This is a genomic window from Microbulbifer okhotskensis (assembly GCF_023895975.1).
In the GTDB taxonomy this organism is placed as follows: domain Bacteria; phylum Pseudomonadota; class Gammaproteobacteria; order Pseudomonadales; family Cellvibrionaceae; genus Microbulbifer; species Microbulbifer okhotskensis.
In genome coordinates this window covers 1-20,099 of record NZ_JALBWM010000006.1, presented here as the reverse complement: position 1 = coordinate 20,099, position 20,099 = coordinate 1, and the positions used below count along the sequence as shown (strand labels likewise).

Here is a 20,099-nt window from a genome sequence, read left to right as displayed (position 1 = left end):
AGCCGCGCAGGGCGGGTATTATGGGTGAGTCGCCTGGGGGCTTCAACTCGTGGAAGGGGAGCCATAATACGCAGTGGCATAGAACTAGGAGGGTGGCCTCCTCAACAATAGAACTTGGTATGGCTGGGGGCCGTCGAGTGAATGGACGTATTGCTCCAGCCTGCGGCCCGCTACCTCGTGAGACGGTGCAATATCGATGACCTTTTGGTACTTGGTGATAAGCGCACAGCTCGTGCAGTGCAGTATATTGAGCGCGCAATGTTCTTTATCAAAGCAACCTTTAATTTCAGTTGGAGCTGTTTAATGTCGAACCAAGCCTATACTCCACCCAAAGTCTGGCAATGGGATAGTGAGAGCGGAGGAGCTTTTGCCAGTATTAACCGCCCAGTGGCGGGAGCGACCCATGATAAAGCCTTGCCCCAAGGGCGGCATCCGATACAGCTCTATTCCCTGGCTACGCCCAATGGTGTTAAAGCTACGGTCATGTTAGAGGAGTTACTGGAGCTGGGGTTTGAGGGGGCTGAGTATGATGCTCACTTGATTCGTATTGCTGAAGGAGAGCAGTTTGGCAGTGGGTTTGTCGAGGCCAACCCCAACTCCAAAATTCCAGTGTTGTTGGACTGCAGCACGACGCCACCTATCAGGGTATTTGAGAGTGGCTCCATCCTCTTGTACCTGGCAGAAAAATTTGGTGCCTTTCTACCCCATACCCCGGAGCAGCGCACCGAAACCTTAAATTGGCTGTTTTGGCAAATGGGAGCTGCACCCTATCTCGGCGGTGGCTTTGGACATTTTTATGCCTATGCTCCGGAAAAATATGAATATCCGATTAATCGCTTTGCTATGGAAGTTAAGCGTCAACTTGATGTTCTGGATCAACAGTTGGCGAAACACCCGTTTGTTGCCGGTCGGGAGTACACCATAGCCGATATGGCTATCTGGCCCTGGTACGGCGCCCTGGTTCGCAATGAGGCATACGGTGCAGCAGAGTTTCTCGATACTCAGAGCTACAAAAACCTCAATCGTTGGGTCGGAGAGATTGCGGAGCGACCAGCGGTAAAGCGCGGGCGCATGGTCAATCGAACCTGGGGCGAGCCCGGCGGTCAGCTGCATGAGCGTCACGATGCTCAGGACTTTGAGCAGAGCACTCAGGATAAAATTGTTGGTAAAGACACCTAGCCGTCCGAAAAGAAAGTATACCTAGGCAGTCTGCTGACCCTAACAGGGATGTTCGAACTGCAGGTCAAGCCAGTAAGGTTTGATTGACTGAGGAGGGTTTGCGCACATAGGTTACAAACCCGGGCTGAGAAAGGCCGTGGCAGGTTTTCTCAACAACTGGCTAGAAGGCCCGTAGAGATAATGCGAAATGAACCAGTTGTGATGTGCTGGGTAGTTGCCACAATTTCTCCGCCGCAAAACCCGCAATAAGTGCCAGGCCCAGCATTAGCGGAAGTGGTATTGACTGCAAACGCTGCTGCGCTTCCTGTTGTTGTCGATCAACAATTGCCATGACACCGAGTCGTTGTTGCTCGATGTCATGGCTGCACTGTGTAATCTGTTCATTTAAATGTCTCAGCGACATCGTTCAAAGCCTCTTTAACTTGGCGTTTGGTCTCTTCAAAACCGAGCAGTGGCACCAGCTGTTTTTGGTAGATGAAAATGCCGAGCAGAATGCCTATCTGGGCTAAAAGAAACACCAGAAAAGCAAAGTAAATGGACTGCAAAAAATAATAGGCAATAAGTCCGACGCCTCCGCAGAGGCTGACGACCACGGCCGCTCCCAAAGGCAGTAATATCAGTTGCAGAGCAATAATGCGTTTCCCAGCAGTCAGTGTTCTATCCAACTCAAGCTGGAACAATTTCTGGATGTTGGCCAACCAAGCTGTCAGCAGGGTAAGTGTCGCTTCGGCACGGGCCAGGGTTGCTTCGAGGCTGTTTCCACCCCCACCATCAGTAGTTTCCTCTGATGGTGGGGGGGAAGCTGGATCCGCGCTGCGCTCCTGCGCAGCTGGATCGGCATTTGCGTCAGACGCTTGGGACTTTTTTTCATTACCCATCAGGGGGTGTCCTTCCCAGTTGAAAAAAAGAAAGAGCGTTACTTAAACAGCTTCGCAATCGCCCAGCCGACAACAAAGGCACAACCAACGGCGAGAATGGGGCGCTCCCTGAGTGAAGATTCCGCCTTTTCCATTACGTTGGTGGCGCGCTGTCTCTGGGTTTCTACAGAGGATCTGGCTCTATCTTTCAAGCCGCCAGCTGCTTGTGAAGCGGCTTCTCCAGCAAGATTATAGGCCTGTTGCAGCTTATCCCTACTGGAATTTGAGTGTGGAGATCTTGCGGTTGCCATCAGGTTTTTCCTCTCTGGGTTTAATTGCCGAGGAAGTCTATAGTCCCATCTTGGTATTCCCACCTGAAAAAAGGGCTTTTTTTAAGTTATTTTACCGGAAAGATAGCGCTGTTCTGCTATTAGCCCAGTCAGAAATATCGAGGTGTTCTTCCCCCTCCTAATCCTAGTGTCAGGTTGTTCGAGCGTCATGAGTGCTAGGGGCTTGAGGGTCTTTTTTTCTTCCAGGCTTGGATATTTTCCACGACGCCATCCAGCAGGCGCTGGCGGGATTCGCGGCTGATCCAGGCGTTGTGGGGCGTGATAATCAAATTGGGGATATCTTTATCCAGCAGAGGGTGACTGACCGGTGGCGGCTCTTGGCTAAGAACATCCAAGGCTGCGCCGCCGAGATGGCCACTGCGCAACGCATCGGCTAGTGCCTGCTCGTCCACTAAGCCGCCGCGGGCGGTATTGACCAGTAGCGCGCCGGGTTTCATTGTTGCGATAAAATTTTTATCGACCAACTGCTCTGTTTTTTCACTGAGAGGGCAGTGAAGGCTGATTACGTCAGACTCCGCACATAGGCCCTGTAGGGAGGTTCGGCCTTCAGTTTTTTTCTCATCAAAAGATTCAGCTACCAGTATTCGCATGTCCAGGGCTTCCCCCAGTTTTGCTACTTTTTGTCCCAGTGCACCATAACCGATAATGCCGAGGGTTTTCCCCGCAAGCTCAATAACTGGATAATCGAGCAGGCAAAATATTTCGGATTGGCTCCAACGGCCTGCGAAAACATCCTCATGATAGCGATACCAATTGGATGCCAGAGCCAAAATCAGTGCGAAGGTATGCTGAGGAACTGATGCGCCGGCGTAACCTTTAACGTTAAATACAGAAATATTCAACGCTTGTGCGGCAGTCAAATCAATATTATTAGTGCCCGTTGCGCAAACACAAATTATCTTGAGATGGTGTGCCTGCTCCAATAATGTGCGATTTAATATGACCTTGTTGGTAATGATCACATCCGCATTGGCAAGTCGTTCTGCGGCTTCTGCCGCTGAAGTGGTTTCATAGAAATCCCATTGGTCTAGACTGTTTTGCAGGGCCGATGTATTCAGCTCCTCCAGCTTCATTGTCGATGTGTCCAGAAATACGCCGCGCATGGAATCTCCTAGATTTCTGTATTGTGGGCGAACATGCTACGGCAGTGAATACCGATTGCAACGGTTTTGCGGGAGCTCGGCCTTGTGTGCGCTTACTTTTGGCTACGGTTAGTTTGTCGGGCCTTTCTGTCGCAACTGAAAGAGGGCCTCTATGGGGATATCGATCACCGCTGCCAGTTTGGTTTTGGTTTCTGCATTTCTTCACGCGGGATGGAATTTACTGGGTAAATCCCGCACACCCACTCCTGCTTTTTTCTGCATTGCGACGCTCAGTGTCGGACTTTTTCTGTTGCCGCTGAGTTTTTGTGTTTTAGCACAAGCGCAATCTCTACCACGAAGTTTTTGGTTGCTACTTTTGAGTAGTGGCTTTTTTCAAATGATTTATATGGGAGGTTTATCCCTCGCTTACCAACGTGCGAATATGGGGCTGGTTTATCCCATTGCGCGGGCATTACCAGTGCTATTAGTTGCACTTGCGACGGTTTTATTGGGGCAGTCCTTGCCTTTGCTTGCCTGGCTGGGCATGTTGCTGGTGACGATTGGTTGTCTGCTGGTCCCCCTGGTGTATTTTCGCGAGTGCCATTGGCGGGCTTATTGGCGTGCTGACTGTGCTTGGGCTCTGGTTGCGGCGATTGGCACCGTCGGTTATTCACTGGCGGATAAGGGAGCATTGCTGTACTTGGGGAGTGCTGTTGGTAAAGCCGTCTCCCCAATGGTGATGGTTTATAGCTACTTGGGAATGCAGTTTCTCGCCTGCGGGCTTTGGTTACTCTTGGGGTGCTTTGGTCAGAGTGGCACTGCGCAATTGATACAGAGTCTCAAGGATCTGAAAGTTGTCGCTCTGACCGGCGCCATGATGGGAGCGACATACGGTTTGGTGTTGTTGGCGATGACAATGACGGAAAATGTGAGTTACGTGGTGGCTTTGAGGCAGCTGAGTATTCCGCTGGGCGTGGGTTTGGCAATCTGGCTACTCAATGAGCCGGCACACAGGCCCCAGTTGTTGGGCGTGGGATTGGTGTGTGCCGGACTGATTGCGGTCTCCCTGCATTAGATTTGAGCAGAAGCACTACATAACGCGCATACCAGGTTTGGCACCTTCGTGGGGCTCCAGAATCCACAGGTCTTTGCCGCCTGGTCCCGCCGCCAGCACCATGCCTTCGCTCAGACCAAAGCGCATTTTGCGCGGTGCCAGGTTGGCTACCATTACCGTATGCTTGCCCTCCAGGTCCTGTGGGGCATAGGCGCTTTTGATCCCAGCAAATACCTGGCGGGTCTCGCCGCCCAGATCCAGAGTCAAACGCAGCAGTTTGCCCGCACCCTCCACATGCTCAGCTTTGGCGATTAAAGCAATACGCAGATCCACTTTAGCGAAATCGTCAAATTGAATTTGCTCGGCAATGGGGTCTTCTGCGAGGGGGCCGGTGGCAACTTTAGTTTCCGCTTGCAGTTGGGCCAGGGATTCCTGTGCCGCTGCCATTATCGCATCGACTTGGGTTTTCTCCACGCGCTGCAACAGCGGTTTGAACTTCTTGATCTCGTGGTCGGCCAGCGGCTTGGTGGCACTGTTCCAGTTCAGGTCGCTGTTGAGGAATTCAGCGGCTTTAAGCGCGGTGTTGGGCAGCACCGGTGCCAGCCAAGTGATCAGGGCGCGGAATATGTTGACGCCCTGGGAGCAGATAGCGAGCACTTCAGCTTCAGCGCCCTCTTGCTTCGCCAGCGACCAGGGGGCCTTGTCGGCAATCCATGCATTGGCGGTGTCAGCCAGGGCCATAATGTCACGTGTAGCGCGGGCGTATTCGCGCTGTTCGTAATACTCGGCGATACGTGGGGCGGCTGCGACAAACTGGTCCCACAGCTGTTCGTCGGCCAATTTGCTAGCGAGCTTACCACCGGACTTGTTGACAAATTTGGCCGTGCGCGAGGCGATATTCACCACCTTGCCAACCAGGTCAGAGTTAACTTTGGCGATGAAGTCATCCAGGTTCAAGTCCAGGTCGTCGACACCGGCGGTCAATTTGGCGGCGAAATAGTAGCGCAGGTACTCGGGGCTCAGGTGATCCAGGTAGTTGCGGGCATTGATAAAGGTGCCACGGGATTTGGACATCTTCTTGCCGTTGACTGTGAGGAAGCCGTGTACACAGACTTTGTTGGGCGTACGGAAGTCCGCAGAGTCCAACATGGCGGGCCAGAAAAGTGCATGGAAATTGACAATATCTTTGCCGATAAAGTGGTATACCTCGGCGTCGCTGTCTTTTTTCCAGTATTCGAGCCAGTCCAGCCCTTGGCTGTCACAGTAATTCTTCAGGCTGGCCATATAACCGATAGGGGCGTCGAGCCATACGTAAAAATACTTGCCGGGTGCGTCGGGGATCTCGAAACCGAAGTAGGGAGCGTCGCGGGAGATGTCCCACTCTTGAAGGCCTTCTTCTAGCCACTCGGCCAGTTTGTTGGCGACCTCATCCTGCAGGGTACCGGAACGAGTCCACTCGCGGAGGTACTCGGTAAAAGCGGGCAAAGTAAAGAAAAAGTGCTCAGACTCCTTTTCGATAGGTGTCGCTCCAGAAATAGCGGAGACCGGGTCGATCAGTTCAGTCGGGCTGTAGGTGGCGCCGCAGGCTTCGCAGTTATCGCCGTATTGGTCAGGGGTGCTGCAGCGCGGGCAGGTGCCCTTGATATAGCGGTCCGCCAGGAACAGTTGTTTCTCCGGGTCAAAAGCCTGGGTGATAGTGCGCGAGGCAATATGGCCGTTCTCACTGAGACGGCGATAAATCATCGCGGATAGCTCAAGGTTCTCATCAGAATGGGTCGAGTGGTAGTTGTCCACGCCAATCAGGAAATCGGCGAAATCGCGCTCGTGCTCTGCCTGCATATTGGCGATATGCTGTTCTGGGCTCAGCCCCAGTTGCTCGGCTTTCAACATAATCGCAGTGCCATGTGCATCATCGGCACAGATATATAGGCAGTTATTGCCGCGCGCACGCTGGAAACGCGCCCAGATATCAGTTTGGATATATTCGAGTACGTGGCCCAGGTGTAGGGAGCCATTGGCATAGGGCAGTGCGCTGGTGACGAGAATATTGCGCGTATCGGACATTGGTTTTTCCATCGCTGAGGGGGTTGCGGCCAGAGGCTCCAGCGGAGCGGGCCGAAGATCGTCAAAAGACCGCGGAATATAGCAGATTTGCACTATGTCGTGGAGGTGCCAAGCGGGCGTGCCTAAGCAAAAACTCACTTACTGCGGCTGGTGTTGGACCGCGTCATCCGACACAATGCGAGCCAATCTAGAAGCGTTGAAAGGGAGATACCGTGAGCGATCACCAACACGATCATGACGATCTGTCACAGGAAGTTCAGTCTGAGCTGGAGCGCCTGGCAGAATGCCTCGGCCAGCTGCATGATCCAGCCAGCGGGTTGCCGCTGGATGATTTGGACGCAGAAATTGAAGTGGGGTTTGTGGACGACACGGTTTATGTCGGGGTTACCCTGGGGTATCCGTGTGCCAGCCAGGAGGCGGATTGGCGCAAGCGAGCGGAAGATAGTTGTCAGCCGTTACTGAAAGCGGGTCCTTTGAAAGGCTGTGCCCTGCAGTTCGAGCTGTTTAGTCATATTCCCTCCACCCCTGCGCCAGGGGCACCTGAGCCACTGGCTGGGGTTAAAAATATAGTTGCAGTCGCTTCCGGCAAAGGCGGTGTTGGTAAGTCCACAACAGCCGTGAATTTGGCTTTGGCCTTGGCGGCCGAGGGAGCCAGGGTCGGTTTGCTAGACGCGGATATCTATGGTCCAAGCCTGCCTACTATGTTGGGCACCGAGGGTGAACGCCCTCATGTGAAAGAGCAGAAATTTTTTGTACCGGTAATGGCCCACGGAATTGAGACCATATCATTGGGCTACCTGATGACAGAAGATACTCCTGCGGTCTGGCGCGGCCCTATGGCCAGTGGTGCACTAAATCAGATTCTTAGCCAAACCCTTTGGGGAGATGGCCGCGATGGGCTGGATTACCTGGTTGTCGACATGCCACCGGGTACCGGTGATATCCAGCTCACGTTGGCGCAAAAAACAACTCTGGCCGGTGCCGTTATTGTGACGACGCCGCAGGACTTAGCGTTAAAAGATGCCATTAAAGGCATCGAAATGTTCCGTAAGGTATCGGTACCGGTATTGGGGATTGTAGAGAATATGGCTCTGCATACCTGCTCCAACTGTGGGCACAGTGAGTCGATTTTTGGCGCTGGCGGCGGTGAGCGAATCGCAGCGGAATACGATACCCACCTGCTGGGTGAGCTGCCTTTGGCACAGAAAATCCGCGCAGATGTGGACAGTGGGCAACCCAGTGTAATTTCAGATCCAAATGGTGAAATTGCAGGTTTTTACTGCGAAATTGCCCGCAAGACAGCGGCTCAAATCTGGCTCAATAGCGGTATGGATGACGATATGCCGGAAATCGAAATTAGTTGAGCCCTTTCGCGATATCGATCACAAAGAAATCATTTTCTTCTTTTTGTGGTTTTTACCGGGTCCCATTATTCTTATATTGGTTCGACCCGGTACTCTCTTTTATCTGCAGACTCGATTTGGACGTTTTCGTTATCAGCGTCAAAATAAATGTTATTCAGGGTTTTGCTGCTGTCGAATGCCGGGCGCTCAAGTGTTATAAAAAAATTCAATAAAATGTTATATAACAATTTGCGAGCATTTTTTTGGGTGCTAATCCACTGATGTAAATGGTGTTCGGGTAATTAAGTCGATTTTTTGTGAGAATTGTCCATTTCGATTCTGACAGTTTGGCAGTATTTGCGGGTTTTCTTCGGTGCTATAAAAACCTTAGATAAGGTAGGGAGAAATAAATCCCAGTTTATAGGTGCAGTATTTTTGCTGTTAATCGTCAAACCTATTAGAGGGCGGTAGGGTTGCCGTGAAATTAGAGGTATATATCAGGAGTGTCGAGGAAAAGTCTGCTTCAATTAGGGTTTAAGACTTAGGTAAGGCAATAAAAAATAGGCATTACGGAAGCTGTAGTCGATAAAAATAACAAAGACAAAAGCACGGGTGCTTTTATCCATGAATTTTCATATTAGCTATCGACCGACAGGTGGCATAGCGCGAGTACTTTTTTATGGTCCGGTAGGCTTTGCGGATAGGATGGAAGCCACCGCGTTATTGGTGGAAAAATACCGTCATCGGAAGCCCTTGCGTATATTGCTCGACTTGCGCTATGCGCGCACCAAAATCACTCTGGAGGAACACCGGCAATTTATTCACTATCTTGCAGAGCATCCAGTATTGCAGCGTGCTTTTATCGCCGTAGTACACCCACGTAACCGCTGGACCTCACCGCTGCCTACGCATGGTTCCTCCTTATGCAGACTCAGTTCGCGGGAGTTTGTGGTGGAAGCCGAGGCTGAAGCCTGGCTCGCCCAAATCAAGGGCGCGCCTCAGCCTCTGGCTTTGTGATGAAAAAGAAGGGATCAGCCCTGCTGGCTGCGGGCCAGTTCAGCTTCAGCCTGGCGGCGGCGCTCCTCTCTTTTCTGTTGGCGGCGCGACACAGTTTGCTGACGGGCGTCCTGGCCGAGATGAACTTCGCCACGTGATTTAGCCAGTTGAATCTGCTTCTCCCGCTCGCGGAAACGGACGCGATCGGCCTCAGGAATCTTATGATGGCAGTGGGGGCAGCTGACCCCTTGTTCGAACAGCGGGGACAGCTGGTCTTCCTCGGTGATCGGCATACGGCAGGCATTACATTGGTCGTATTGACCCTGATCCAAATCGTGGTTGACGGTGACGCGCTCGTCAAATACGAAACATTCGCCCTCCCACAGTGATTCCTCTTTTGGCACTTCTTCCAGGTACTTCAGGATACCGCCGTGCAGGTGGTAAACCTCTTCAAAACCCTGCTCTTTCATATAGGCCGTGGATTTCTCACAGCGAATACCGCCGGTGCAGAACATGGCGACCTTTTTGTGCTTGGCCGGATCCATATTCTCCTTCACATATTGGGGGAATTCGCGGAAGGTCTCTGTTTTCGGGTTGAGCGAATTCTTGAAAGTACCGACTTGAAATTCATAGTCATTGCGAGTGTCCACTACAACGACTTCAGGGTCACTTATCAGGGCATTCCAGTCTTGGGGCTTGATATAGGTGCCGACCGTACGCAGCGGGTCAATACCCTCCACGCCCATAGTGACAATTTCCTTCTTTAGCTTCACTTTACTACGCAGGAAAGGCATTTCGTGGGTGATGGACTCCTTATAGTCCAGCTCAGCCAGGCGCTCGTCCGACTTTAAGTGGGCTAATACCGAGTTAATGCCCTCGCGGGGACCGGCAACGGTGCCGTTAATGCCCTCGTGGGCCAGCAGCAAGGTGCCTCGCACACAGTTTTCCTGCATGACATCGAGTAGTGGCGCACGCAGGGACTCGAAGTCCTCCAGGGTGACAAACTTATACAGTGCGCATACAACAAATTGGTTCATAGTACTTCCTCAGTTGCGGGCCGGATCGCAAATCCGGAGCAGAAAAAATCGCCGCGCATTTTATCGCAAAAAAAGTAGCTTGTCGTACAGTAAGCAGGCGGCCCGCAGTAGTCACAAATTGGATTTGTGGTTGACCGTCGGGCCGCAAGTTGTCACAGTTCTGGCCAAAATTTAAAGGTCACAGCGAGGCGAGTCCCATGGTCGAAGAGTTTGCACCGAAAGAGTCAGAATTAAGCCAGATCTATAGTGAGGGCGAGGTTTCCGTCCAGATCGACATTTATGAAGATGGCGAGGGCAGTTGGCTGCTTGAAATCGTCGATAGCAGCAATAATTCCACGGTGTGGGAAGATGCGTTCGATTCCGAGAAGGAAGCGCTAGAAGAGGCGCTCGATGCGCTCAAGGAAGAAGGGATAGCCACCTTTGTAGGCCCCGTTCAGGAGGCGGATGGCAGCTGGTAATTACTCTGCCCGGAGATGATGCAAGGCGACTGGCAGTTCTCGCTGAAAACTCCCTCCCTGCGTCTGTCGGCGGCTCTAACTGCTATAGTTAAGGTGTGAAGGGAATCGCGACTTTGTAACAGCACACCCAATCACAGTGCCGCCGCGAGATATTGGTGGAACCCTTGTCTCCGGTGGCGCTACCTAATCTGCGGTTATCCTCCAGATGAACCTGCGCTGCCTAACCCTTCTAGTGACTGCTCTAAGTCCGATGGTATCTGCTGAGACCATAAGCCTCTCCAATCGTCAGCTAATTACAACAGACCTAAAAGAAGCGAAACTTATATCTGAACTGAATGGCTATGCGATTGTTGCCGGACGACATTGCCTGGACTGCGATGAAAACCTGGCGATTTATTTGTACCGAACAGGTCGTGCCGATGAGGGCGTAAGCGCAGATAAAATCCGCACAGACACCGAACGATATACCTATCCTGGTCGTTATCTTGATTATATGAGTAAAAAGCTGGTGGAAAAGACCCGTATGTTTTATGGGCACTGTTATGAAGGGCAGCCCTCATTGTTGTGGCTAACAGAATATAGTAATGGTGACCGCTGGGTGAAGTCAGAATATTTGATATTAATAGCTGATGAAGGCCTTAAGCACCGCTATATCGAACATCAGCAACCCAGTGTCTTTTACATCGAAAACCCAGAGTGCATCGAACTTGAAGGGTTTATGATGGAGTTGGAGCCCTGATTGATACCGCCAGGCTATGACTTTATGTCTCTCCTGTTATTAAACCGTGGTTAAACAAATAAATAAGCGATAGGGATGGCTCAAGGATATATTTCCGCGGGGCCTAGATGACGAATACCAGCAGATTTGCGTATTTTCGTCAGTCTTCACGATCGGGTTAATAATTCGCACTAATAATAAAAAAACCCCGCTGGAGGGCGGGGTCACAAGCTCTGTTGAAATCAGTTCTATTTACTTTACAGGTTCAAAAATAATTTTTAGTTTTTTCTTGCCCCAAGCTCGGGCTTTTCTCACGTCTTTTTCCATCCAAACGTCGATACGGTTTGTAAATCGCTTATTCATACGGTCACGCACGGTGTAAGTGCCCGGCAGACCTTCGATTCTTACTTTGGCGCCGTTGGTCAGACCGTGTTTTTCCAAGTCACGGGATACGGCAATAATTTTGTCACCAGGGCGCAAGCGGTTGTTCCAGGCTGCAACCCAAGGATCGCTGTCAGTTTGTCCGGGTACAGAGTTATAAGCAGTTGCGTCGACAATCATGGTTTTATTGAGTGCTGCAGAGGCGTTGACGCTTACGCCGATAGCGAGCAAGGCTGCAATAAAAAAGGCAGTATTTCGCAGAGTCTGTTTCATCATGTCCCATTACCTCCAGGTCATAAATGGTCACAAGCCAAGGGTTGCTTGTGAAACTTCCAAGTTTGTTTGGAAATCGTTGATCAATATTTAATCAACGCTGGCTATATTACCGGCGATTCTGGAGGTATCAACTTTTTCCTGGAAAGCGGGGAAAAGCCGTACGAAAGGGCGAGACATTTACGGAAAATAGGAAAATGACTTACTTTAGCTGGGAAATAGACAACAAAAAGGTGCTGTATACATTTTGTACAGAAGGAAATCTTTAATGGGAACCAGGCTCTTTAGTAAATGGTTTCCAGAGAGAAAAATTGCGTGACAGCGATGTCATTCTAATGATCTGTGCTATCAGTGAGGAAGGTCGTTCCCTCCCATGACTGAGAAAGTAAAATATTCCATATTAATTATTTGTGACTCTCCCTCCATATACTGTTGTTTTGGCAAGATTCCGCGATTAAAGCGAAAAAAACTGCCTCGTCACAGTGAGATTTACAGCGAATAGCCAGTACTCATAACGCGGTTTCTGGGTTTTGTAGGATGGGTTCGACTTGGCCGCGCAAGGAGGCCAAATAGTCACTGTCCTCCTGTAGGTCCGGAAGCTTGTGTCGCAAATCCAGTTGCACCGTTTTTTCCAGCCAGGCGATGGCCTCTTCCAGATTCCCCTGCCACTCACACACTTGCCCTAGATTGAAGTAGGTAATAGCGAGGTTTTGCCACTCTCCCTGTTCGTTCAGCCCGTCTATTGCCCCTTTATATAAAAGGTAAGCCGAGCGCAGCAGATGGGCTTGTTGTACGGATTCTTTCTCTGTAGCCGCCTGTTGGTGGTAGGTGTGGGCCATGGCAGATTGCACTCGAGCAACAGACTGAGGGAGGTCTGCCCCCGAATCCAAGTAATTGAGAACGGATTGGAACTGGGCGCGCGCCAATGGGTAGAGGTCTGGCCTCATTTGGGCACTGAAGGCATTCAACACGATTCCGTAGCGGTAGCGCAGAGCCTGTTGCTGGCTGGGGTAATCGGAGAGCGCAGATATTGCTTTTTCGTAGAGGGGTAGGGCATTGGAATAGTTACCCGAGCGTGCATAAGCTTCTGCTTGGGCAATGAGTGCCAGGGAGCGCTTCGCGTGAGGAGAGTGATAAGCGGATTTTTGCTGCCAGGGGTTTGCAGTCAATGAAATTGCCGTTACCAATACGGCGGTTCCCAGCAGCGAGTAAAACAGGACAAGCAGATAAGATAGATGTTTGTGCATAGGCACTTCCCACGGGCTACCTTGGGTGGACGATTTAGAGGCCCGAAGTTATGGGCCCCTTACGTCAGTAAATGCCTATTTATGGAGTTGCGCCAGTAGTCCCTGGAGTGGATGGCGTAGGGATACACCAGCGAAGCGACTGGCCTGGCAGCGACAGGAGTAACCGGTAGCCAATTGATTGTTATCGCTATTGAGTCGTGGTGCCCAGGACTGTTGGAATATCACCCGCGAAGTTTCCTTGTGCGCGGTCTCGTGTCCATAGGTGCCGGCCATACCACAGCAGCCAAGGCTTTCTGTAGTCAACGTTAGGCCCAGGGCGGTGAAGATACTTTGCCAGTCTTTCACGGAAGCGGTGGCATTGGTCTGCTCACTGCAGTGCGGCAACAATTGGAAGCTGCCGGGTTGCAGGCGGTGTTGCTGTTGCTCCAAGTGGTCCTGCTGGGAAGCCAGCCACTCCTGCAGCAACTGCACCTTGGGTGCCTGATCGCCCATCAGTTTTTTGTATTCTGAGCGGTAAGTCAGGGTCATTGAGGGGTCAATACCGACAAGAGGGATACCGCTGGCGGCGAGATCGTTCAGCATCTGGCTGTTGACCTCGGCCACGCGCTGGAACTGGCGCAGAAAACCATGCACATGCAGGGGTTTACCGTTGGCACGATAGGGCGCAAGTATGGGAACAAAGTCGAGCTGTTTTAGCAGACGTAAAATATCCGCCACTACCTCTGCATCAAAGTAACTGGTAAAAGCGTCTTGCACTATCACAACCGCCCGACTGCGCTGTGCGGGGCCGAGGGATTCCAAGCAGGCGGTACTGGCAACGGGTACCCCCAATTCTGCCATCGCCGTCTTCAGGGGCTTCTGCGACAGCATAGGGCTGTCGACCATGCCGAACACCCGTTCCATCAGGAAAGAGACCGGCTTTAGCTTCAGTGGCCAATTATACAGTTGTGGCAACTTGGCCAGATGGGGCACCAGGAATTCCAGCCCACCGACTGCGTAATCTTTTAGCGGGCGCAGATAGCGGCTGTAGTAGAGTTCGAGAAACTTGCTGCGGAATTCAGGCACATCGACTTTGATCGGACACTGGCCCACACAGGATTTACACGCCAGGCAGCCCTGCATGGCTTCATTAACTTCGTGGTTAAAATCGTATTCTCCGCGGGTTTTTGCCAGGGAGTTAATAATGCGTTTGGGGAGGCCCACAAAAAATGAGCGTTCCCGCCACCGCTGAGCACTGGTCACCGCATCAATATTTTTTGCACTGAGCAGCCGCAACCACTCGCGCATTAAAGAGGCGCGCCCTTTGGGGGAGTGAATACGATTGCGCGTTGCTTTGTAAGACGGGCACATGGCATCGTCGGGGTTCCAGTTAAAACAGGCCCCGTTGCCGTTGCAGTGCACCCCCTCTTCGTAGCCCTCCCAGACCTGTGTGGGAATCTGCCGGTCCCGTTCACCCCGGGTGGGCACCGCATCGATTTTGAGCAGTTGAGTGTGGTTGCTGGGGGTGGCAATTTTGCCGGGATTGAGTTGATTGCGCGGGTCGAAGGCCGCCTTGATATTTTGTAGCTCCGGATAGAGTTCACCAAAAAATTCCGGCGAGTATTCTGATCTGACGCCTTTGCCATGCTCTCCCCAGAGGAGGCCTTTGTATTTTTGCGTTAATGCGACCACTTGGTCAGTAATTGGGCGTATTTGTGCAGCCTGTTGGGGGTCTTTCATATCGATCGCCGGGCGCACGTGCAGTACACCGGCATCGACATGACCAAACATACCGTAGTCAAGGTTGGCCTCGTCTAAGACCTCACGAAATTCAGCAATAAAATCCGCTAGGTTTTCTGGCGGTACTGCGGTGTCCTCAACAAAGGGGATCGGGCGTTTCTCTCCTTGGGCATTGCCCAGTAGGCCCACCGCGCGCTTGCGCATAGCCCAGATACGATTCACCTCGGCGTGGCCACGAGCAATGGAGTAGCCGAAACTTTTGCCCGGTTGGCCAATTACCGCCTCGACTTGTGCGGTAAATTGCGCCAAATTGCGCTCTAAGGCTTCTTCACTGTCTGCGGTATATTCGACTAGGTTAATCCCTTTGGCTGGGTGATCATCAGCCGGGAAAAACTGGCTGACGCTGTGCCAGACAATATCTTTCATTGCCAGCTGTAATACTTTGCTGTCCACGGTTTCAATAGACATGGGCCCCGCCAGCATCAGATCTTTGGCGTCTTGCAGGGCCTCTTGGAAATGGTCGTATTTCAGGTTGACCAGAGCCACGCACTTGGGGATGGGGAGGAGATTGAGTTTCGCCTCGGCGATAAAACCCAAAGTGCCCTCAGAACCACACAGAACGCTGTTCAGATTAAAACGCTCAGCTTCGCGAATATGCGCTAGGTCGTAGCCGGTGAGGCAGCGGTTTAACTTGGGGAATGTGGCATCGATCAGACCGGCTTTATCGCGGGCAATAGTGTCGCACACCCTGTGGACCCGCGCTGAGCGCTGCTCACCGTGACTGGCTTGAGCGAACTCGTCGTCCTCCAGCGGGGCCGACCGCCAGAGTTCACCGCCCATCAATACGGTGTGTAGCTCCAGGACATGATCGCGAGTCTTGCCGTAGATACAAGAGCCCTGGCCCGAGGCGTCGGTATTTATCATGCCGCCGATGGTGGCGCGGTTGCTGGTGGATAGCTCAGGCGCAAAGAACAGACCGTGAGGTTTTAGTGCCGCATTCAGCTGGTCCTTGACCACGCCCGCCTGTACCCGCACCCAGTGCTCCTCAACATTAATTTCAAGAATCTGGTTCATGTGCCGGGAGATATCCACCACCAGCCCGTCGGTCAGGGACTGGCCGTTTGTGCCTGTGCCGCCGCCGCGCGGGGATAACACTACCGAGTGGAAGTCTTCCCTTTCAGCCAATTCGGTCACTAACTGTAAGTCACGGTTATCGCGGGGATAGACCACGGCCTGAGGGAGAACCTGATAAATCGAGTTATCGGTGGCCAAAACCGTGCGGCTGGCATAGCTGGGGGTGGTATCGCCACGAAAACCTGCGTCCGTCAGTTCCTGTAAGAACTGCAAATAGAGCGCCTGAACCTCGTCGACTTCGCGCAATGCTGGAATCATGAGCTAATCCGTACTTTCTCGGGAGGTATGGGCCGCATCGCAGACCGGGGACTGGCGATAAAAATGCGCGCAGCGCTGTAGCTCGGAATGAACGCGGCTTTGCATTGTAGCTTTGGTTTGCATTTGCGCAAGCCAGTGGAGCAGTGCTAGATGTGATTAAAAACTTATACAATGAGTTCTCTTGTATAAGTTTTTGGGGCGGTCTATAAAAAAGATAGGCCATCATCTGGGCAGAATGACTATGAATATCCAATTCCTGCCAAATAAGATCCCCGTCGGTATTAGCCGGTGCGCTGTGGGTGACCCGGTGCGATATAACGGTAGTCATAAGCACAGCAAAGTCTGTACCCAACTTCTTGGCAATTGCTTTGAATTACAAGCTTATTGCCCGGAAGTGGCTATTGGTCTCGGGGTGCCGCGCCCTCCGATTCATTTGATCGTCAGCGATCGTCTTCGTGCTGTAGGTCGGGATGACACCAATATTGATGTGACTGAGGATTTGGAGTCATACGCGGATGAAATTGGCCCGGAAGTGGAGTTGTTACGGGGTTTTATCCTGATGCAGAAATCCCCCAGTTGCGGAGTGCGTACCACACCCCATTATAAGGAGGATGGTCGTGCGGTCCTGGCGCATTCTGCCGGGTTGTTTGCAGCTCGGTTGCGGGAAAACTTCCCGCACTTGCCAATGGAGGAGGCCGGACGTCTGAATGCCAGCGATATTCGCGAGAATTTTTTAACCCGTGTATTTGCCTACGATGCCTGGTCTCGCTATGTGTCTGATGATCCGCGCCCCGCGCGAGTTATCGAATTCTACACTGCCTATAAGTACCTGTTGTTGGCTCATAGCCAACCCCTGACCCGTGCCTTGGGGCAGTTCGTCTCCAACTCGCGCGCGGTCAGCACTGAAGACTTTGCTTCTGAAGTGCGTGGGCGGATTATGGAAATTCTTTCCTTACTGGCATCGCGTAAAGATCGCACTAATGCTTTGATGCACAGCCAGGGTCATTTAAAGGGGTATCTCAATAAAGAAGAGCGCGCCGAGCTTGCCCAGCTTATAGAAGAATATCGGCAGGGCCACAAACCCATCTCAGCGGTCCTCACCATGCTCCGTCATTACTTGCCACGAAGCCCCCATCACTTTATACACAGCCAGGTATTGCTCGCGGCTGAGCCGGCGGAGTTGGGATTGTGTGAATTTCGATAATTACAGTCATGCTCAATACGGAAGCCTCTGAGAAAAATTACTTCCCTATTCGTGAAGTTGCCCGAAGGACAGGAGTGCACTCTGTTACATTGCGTGCTTGGGAACGCCGCTATGACTTGCTATCGCCTTTACGCACAGATAAAGGCCATCGCCTCTACAGTGAAGAGGAAATCCTGAGAGTTGAAAGAATCCTGCAGTGTCTCGCCCGTGGAGTATCCATTGGGCAGGTGCGCGACCTATTGGCACGAGAGAATAGCAAAAGTAGGGTATCGGGTGATGCAGGCGTTGGTAAAAGCAGTTGGCAGGCGATGCTAGATGAGACCTCAAGCCTTATTCAGAATTATGCAGAGCCCCAACTACGTCGCTGTCTCGACCATTGGTTTTCTTCACTCCCGGCCACTTTGCTTTTGGAGCACTGGCTAAAGCCTCTCCATGTGCGCCTTGAGCGTTCTCGCCTGCTCGAGAGCCAGGTAGCTCAGCTGTTTTTTTGGCCCCTATTACAAGATCAGTTATTACTGGCTAACGGTATTGCCAGAAAGAATCTGTACAAAGACAAGTCCCTGTCGAAGCCTCGTGTTCTCTTACTGGAAGTTACGGGTCAGGACCAACAGGCATTTATGCAGATGTTTATTGCTGTACTCCTTGCTGCAAGAATAGAAGTTATTACCTTAGCTTATCCAGCGGGGTTGTCGGGGCTTGTAAATACAGTGAGAAATTTAGATGTACAGGGCGTGGTTTGCTATAGCCACAAAGCGCTCCCCAGAAATTTTCTTGACTATGAGTTGCCAGATTCTTTACAGGGGATGGCAGCACCACTCTGGCTCGCGGGCGACTTTATCGAAATGCAGAGCTTGGCATTGGCTGAGCTGAATCAGCGTCCTCTGACAAGGTTGCTTGACGGAAGTGCAGAAAGCGCTGTTACACAATTGCGGGAGTCTTTAAGGAAATGATTCACCAAGTGACTATGCGGCGTGGCCTGGTGTGGCTACGCAATGATTTGCGCCTTAATGATAATTCTGCACTGTACCAGGCCAGCACTCAATGCCGGGAGTTAGCTGCGGTATTTATTGCATCCCCAGGGACTTGGCAGAACCACAATGAGGGGGATCCCGTAGTGGCTTTTCGTATTGCCTGCTTGCGGGAATTGCAAATTGAGTTAGAAGATCGAAATATTCCACTGTACTTCATTGATGTTCCCTTTTTCGCTCAGATTCCTGAGGTTCTGCAGCAGATAGTCGAACGTCTGAAAATAGATGCTATTTATACGAATGCCGAATACCCTCTTAATGAGCAGCGTCGTGATACTGCAGTAAAAGATTTACTTAAAAAAGATGGAGTAAAAGTTCAGTTTTACAGTGATCGCACCCTAATTCCTCCGGGAGCAGTGAGAACGAGGGAAGGCGAACCCTACAAGGTTTTCACACCGTTCAAGCGAGCATTGATTCAATTGTGTGCCGATAGTGAAGTAAAAACCCTACCTAGACCCAGGAAAATTCCCGCCCCAGGAAGTGAATCACATTGGCCGAAATGGATGTCTTTATCGGGGGGGCAAAAATTAAGCCGAAAAATTCCAACGCAATTGCCGCACTATACGATAGGCAAAAGTGATAATACTGGCTTTATTAAAGGCTGGAGAATAGGAGAGAAAGCAGCACAAAAAAAACTGAAAAAATTCAGTAGTAAAATATTTTCCTATCAGGTGGAAAGAGACTTTCCTGCACTTGATGGTACCTCTTGTTTATCTCCCTACTTAAACAGTGGTGCCATTTCAATTCGCCAATGTATAGCCATGGCGCTGAGTCTCAATGAAGGGCATTGGCTCGGTGGAAATGATGGAGTAGCTTGTTGGATAAGCGAGCTAATTTGGCGGGATTTTTATACCCATTTGCTAGTGGACTTTCCCCGCCTGAGTAAAGGCAAGCCATTTAAAGAAGAAACTGATCAGATTCCATGGTCATATAATCAGGACCAATTTAAGCGCTGGAGTCGAGGGGATACCGGCGTTCCGATCGTCGATGCCGCAATGCGGCAGCTAAATGAGACTGCCTGGATGCATAATCGACTGCGTATGGTTGTAGCTTCATTTCTCAGCAAAAATATGCTGATAGATTGGCGTTGGGGTGAGCGCTACTTTATGCAGCGTTTAATTGATGCAGACTTTGCTTCTAACAATGGGGGCTGGCAGTGGACTGCCTCCACGGGTACTGATGCTGCACCTTATTTTCGTGTATTTAATCCCTATAGGCAGTCGCAACGCTTTGACCCCAATGGAAGTTTTATCCGTAAATATGCACCTGAGCTAAAGGGGTTGAGTGACAAAGCTATACACGATCCACCGCCGACTCAGGGTTATCCCCAAGTGATTTGCGACGTGGGAGCTGGACGGAAGCGGGCCATTGAGGTTTTTGCCAATCTGAAGTAAATTTATGGAGCGATAATGTGAATTAGAGCGCTTCATCCTCAGTATGAGCCGTGATAGATAGCTCGTCATTTAAATCCAATTCCACCGAGAAAACGATAGGCCTACAGCAAACTTGGCAGTCTTCGGTGTACTGTTGCGGTAAAACTGATAAATCAATCAGTATTTTTATGGTTTCACCACAATAAGGGCAGTAAATGCTTCTCTCCGCTATTATTTCTGGCACAGGATAACTCCCTCTGGTGATAGTGAATTCACCTATTTGGTTCATATCAACACTTCGGACAGTTTCATGCAGCTATAGCCCCATAGTCACTGTACTGCTC

Annotated in this window: 19 protein-coding genes; 9 read left to right on the top strand and 10 right to left on the bottom strand. The window is 51.2% G+C overall.

Annotation, left to right across the window (positions count from 1 at the left end):
* Positions 1-303 precede the first annotated feature (303 nt).
* A complete protein-coding gene (gene yghU / locus MO867_RS02500; RefSeq protein ID WP_252464428.1) occupies positions 304-1,179 on the top strand; it encodes a glutathione-dependent disulfide-bond oxidoreductase in 876 nt (291 codons plus the stop codon).
* A 160-nt stretch (positions 1,180-1,339) separates the two neighbouring features.
* Here yghU and MO867_RS02495 read toward each other — a convergent pair whose 3' ends face one another.
* The 4 genes from MO867_RS02495 to MO867_RS02480 form a co-directional block, all read right to left on the bottom strand.
* Positions 1,340-1,582 (bottom strand): hypothetical protein, encoded by a 243-nt coding sequence (locus MO867_RS02495; RefSeq protein ID WP_252464369.1) that lies wholly within the window; start codon positions 1,580-1,582, stop codon positions 1,340-1,342.
* Positions 1,560-2,057, bottom strand: coding sequence for a hypothetical protein (locus MO867_RS02490; RefSeq protein ID WP_252464368.1), 498 nt, complete (start codon positions 2,055-2,057; stop codon positions 1,560-1,562). Before MO867_RS02490 ends, MO867_RS02495 begins: the two co-directional genes overlap by 23 nt.
* 38 nt (positions 2,058-2,095) lie before the next feature.
* Positions 2,096-2,347, bottom strand: coding sequence for a hypothetical protein (locus tag MO867_RS02485; protein WP_252464367.1), 252 nt, complete (start codon positions 2,345-2,347; stop codon positions 2,096-2,098).
* Between the two features lie 194 nt (positions 2,348-2,541).
* On the bottom strand, positions 2,542-3,489 hold the full coding sequence (locus tag MO867_RS02480) for a D-2-hydroxyacid dehydrogenase (protein ID WP_252464366.1): 948 nt from the start codon (positions 3,487-3,489) through the stop codon (positions 2,542-2,544).
* Positions 3,490-3,640: 151 nt separating this feature from the next.
* On the opposite strand from MO867_RS02480, the gene MO867_RS02475 reads away from it, so the two are divergent.
* Positions 3,641-4,543 (top strand): EamA family transporter, encoded by a 903-nt coding sequence (locus MO867_RS02475; protein WP_252464365.1) that lies wholly within the window; start codon positions 3,641-3,643, stop codon positions 4,541-4,543.
* A 15-nt stretch (positions 4,544-4,558) separates the two neighbouring features.
* On the opposite strand, the gene metG is transcribed toward MO867_RS02475, so the two are convergent.
* Positions 4,559-6,586 (bottom strand): methionine--tRNA ligase, encoded by a 2,028-nt coding sequence (gene metG / locus MO867_RS02470; RefSeq protein WP_252464364.1) that lies wholly within the window; start codon positions 6,584-6,586, stop codon positions 4,559-4,561.
* A gap of 212 nt (positions 6,587-6,798) precedes the next feature.
* Here metG and apbC point away from each other — a divergent pair, with 212 nt between their 5' ends.
* On the top strand, positions 6,799-7,950 hold the full coding sequence (apbC, locus tag MO867_RS02465) for an iron-sulfur cluster carrier protein ApbC (protein WP_252464363.1): 1,152 nt from the start codon (positions 6,799-6,801) through the stop codon (positions 7,948-7,950).
* Between the two features lie 603 nt (positions 7,951-8,553).
* Positions 8,554-8,946, top strand: a complete 393-nt coding sequence (locus tag MO867_RS02460; protein ID WP_252464362.1) for a hypothetical protein — start codon at positions 8,554-8,556, stop codon at positions 8,944-8,946.
* 14 nt (positions 8,947-8,960) lie between these two features.
* Here the strand turns inward: MO867_RS02460 and trhO are convergent, their stop codons facing one another.
* On the bottom strand, positions 8,961-9,962 hold the full coding sequence (gene trhO, locus MO867_RS02455) for an oxygen-dependent tRNA uridine(34) hydroxylase TrhO (RefSeq protein WP_252464361.1): 1,002 nt from the start codon (positions 9,960-9,962) through the stop codon (positions 8,961-8,963).
* Positions 9,963-10,159: 197 nt separating this feature from the next.
* Here trhO and MO867_RS02450 point away from each other — a divergent pair, with 197 nt between their 5' ends.
* Together MO867_RS02450 and MO867_RS02445 are read left to right on the top strand one after the other, a co-directional pair.
* The gene (locus MO867_RS02450) at positions 10,160-10,420 is read left to right on the top strand and encodes a hypothetical protein (protein WP_252464360.1); all 261 of its coding nucleotides are present in this window, start codon (positions 10,160-10,162) and stop codon (positions 10,418-10,420) included.
* Positions 10,421-10,625: 205 nt separating this feature from the next.
* Positions 10,626-11,159, top strand: coding sequence for a hypothetical protein (locus MO867_RS02445; protein WP_252464359.1), 534 nt, complete (start codon positions 10,626-10,628; stop codon positions 11,157-11,159).
* 231 nt (positions 11,160-11,390) lie between these two features.
* Here MO867_RS02445 and MO867_RS02440 read toward each other — a convergent pair whose 3' ends face one another.
* The 3 genes from MO867_RS02440 to ydiJ form a co-directional block, all read right to left on the bottom strand.
* Positions 11,391-11,795, bottom strand: a complete 405-nt coding sequence (locus MO867_RS02440; RefSeq protein WP_252464358.1) for a 3D domain-containing protein — start codon at positions 11,793-11,795, stop codon at positions 11,391-11,393.
* A 506-nt stretch (positions 11,796-12,301) separates the two neighbouring features.
* On the bottom strand, positions 12,302-13,039 hold the full coding sequence (locus MO867_RS02435) for a tetratricopeptide repeat protein (protein ID WP_252464357.1): 738 nt from the start codon (positions 13,037-13,039) through the stop codon (positions 12,302-12,304).
* A gap of 75 nt (positions 13,040-13,114) precedes the next feature.
* Positions 13,115-16,150 (bottom strand): D-2-hydroxyglutarate dehydrogenase YdiJ, encoded by a 3,036-nt coding sequence (gene ydiJ / locus MO867_RS02430; RefSeq protein WP_252464356.1) that lies wholly within the window; start codon positions 16,148-16,150, stop codon positions 13,115-13,117.
* 241 nt (positions 16,151-16,391) lie between these two features.
* On the opposite strand from ydiJ, the gene MO867_RS02425 reads away from it, so the two are divergent.
* From MO867_RS02425 to MO867_RS02415, 3 genes are read left to right on the top strand one after another with little or no spacing between them, the layout of a single operon-like run.
* Positions 16,392-17,354, top strand: a complete 963-nt coding sequence (locus tag MO867_RS02425; RefSeq protein WP_252464355.1) for a YbgA family protein — start codon at positions 16,392-16,394, stop codon at positions 17,352-17,354.
* An 8-nt stretch (positions 17,355-17,362) separates the two neighbouring features.
* On the top strand, positions 17,363-18,304 hold the full coding sequence (locus MO867_RS02420) for a MerR family transcriptional regulator (RefSeq protein ID WP_252464354.1): 942 nt from the start codon (positions 17,363-17,365) through the stop codon (positions 18,302-18,304).
* On the top strand, positions 18,301-19,776 hold the full coding sequence (locus MO867_RS02415) for a cryptochrome/photolyase family protein (protein WP_252464353.1): 1,476 nt from the start codon (positions 18,301-18,303) through the stop codon (positions 19,774-19,776). Before MO867_RS02420 ends, MO867_RS02415 begins: the two co-directional genes overlap by 4 nt.
* Before the next feature lie 22 nt (positions 19,777-19,798).
* Here the strand turns inward: MO867_RS02415 and MO867_RS02410 are convergent, their stop codons facing one another.
* Positions 19,799-20,044, bottom strand: coding sequence for a CPXCG motif-containing cysteine-rich protein (locus MO867_RS02410; protein WP_256473705.1), 246 nt, complete (start codon positions 20,042-20,044; stop codon positions 19,799-19,801).
* Positions 20,045-20,099: the final 55 nt, after the last annotated feature.